The 1,492-nt window shown below is 71.3% G+C and carries 1 protein-coding gene; it reads right to left on the bottom strand.

Annotated features, from left to right (window positions below; genetic code table 11):
• On the bottom strand, positions 1 to 1,492 hold a 1,492-nt coding region (locus tag ACFOGJ_RS03020; RefSeq protein WP_379898031.1), incomplete at both ends, for a calcium-binding protein.

Below are 1,492 nucleotides of genomic sequence, written 5' to 3'. Positions count from 1 at the left end.
CACCGTCGATGCTGTCGGCACCCGCGCCACCGTCGACCGTGTCGTCGCCGGCATCGCCGGCCAGGACGTCATCACCGGCACCACCGGCAATCAGGTCTGCGTCGTCGCCACCCGAGACGATATCGTCGCCGTCACCGCCATCGAGCGTGTCGGCACCCGCACCACCCAGGATGGAATCGCTGCCTGTGCCGCCGTCGACGCTGTCCGCACCTGCGCCGCCGTGGATCGTGTCGGCGCCCTCGCCGCCAAGGATCGTGTCGGCTCCGGCATCGCCCGACAGGCTGTCATCGCCCGCACGGCCCTCGATCACATCGTCACCGGCACCGCCGGAGATCGTGTCGTCATAGCCGGCCAACGGCGACGTCGTCACCGTCTGCAGCACGATATTGTCCAGCAGCGGGCCGTAGCTGTTCTCCGTCCCGATGCCCCGGAAGGCCAGCACGTCGCTGCCGTCGCCGCTGCCGGCCTCGATCTCGACGTTCACCGTCTCCCAGTCGCCCAGGCCCGTCAGCTCCGCGATCAGCTGCCCGCCCCAGAACACCTGGATCCCGTCCGTTGCATCCGTGTTCTGCGTCCGCAGCGCCATGTCGAAGCTCAGCGACAGGCTCTGACCCGCCGTCAGCCCGCCGATCGCCTGGCTGATCTGCGTGTTGCCCGGATGCGCATCCAGTTCGAAGACCTGGTCGTGGCCCTCGTTCGACCGGCCATAGACCGACGCCCGGTGCACCTCGTAGCCCGCCGTCGCGTCCCAGCCGGGCACATTGGTGAAGCCCGAGCCATGGCCTTCCGGACCCGCCTCGAAGTCCCAGTTCTGCACCAGGTTCGGGCCGTAGTCCGGCGCAGCCGACGGCGCCGTCTCGACATCGTCGCCGATCAGCGTGTCGTCGCCGTCGCCGCCGGACATCAGGTCGTTGCCGGCATTGCCTTCCAGGCTGTCCGCACCGGCATCGCCGGCCATCACATCGTCACCGGCACCGCCGGTGACAAGGTCGTCGCCGGCACCGCCCGCCAGGCTGTCCGCGTCGTCGCCGCCGGAGATCGTGTCGGCACCGTCGCCGCCGGAGACCGTATCGTCGCCGGCCTCGCCCGACAGCAGGTCGGCGCCTGCGCCGCCCTCGATCAGGTCCCCGCCGTCGCCGCCGGAGACCGTATCCGCGCCTGCGCCGGCATCGATGGCATCGTCGCCCGTGCCGCCGGAGACGGAGTCCGCCCCTGCGCCACCCAGCATCGTGTCCGCACCCGCACCGCCGGTCAGCAGATCGTCATCGGCGCCGCCGTCGATGCTGTCCGCACCTTCGCCGCCGTCGATCGTGTCGGCGCCGGCGCCGCCCAGGACGGAGTCCGCCCCTGCACCACCGGACAGGCTGTCCGCGCCCTCACCGCCGACGATGCTGTCGGCGCCCTCGCCGCCATCGACCGTGTCGGCGCCAGCGTCGCCCGCCAGAACGTCATCACCGGTACCGCCGGCGATCAGGTCGGCATCGTCACCGCC

The organism is Marinibaculum pumilum (genome assembly GCF_042646425.1).
Lineage (GTDB): Bacteria > Pseudomonadota > Alphaproteobacteria > Ferrovibrionales > Ferrovibrionaceae > Marinibaculum > Marinibaculum pumilum.
Note: the sequence above shows the minus strand (reverse complement) of the source record. Positions and strands in the feature narration are given on the sequence as shown.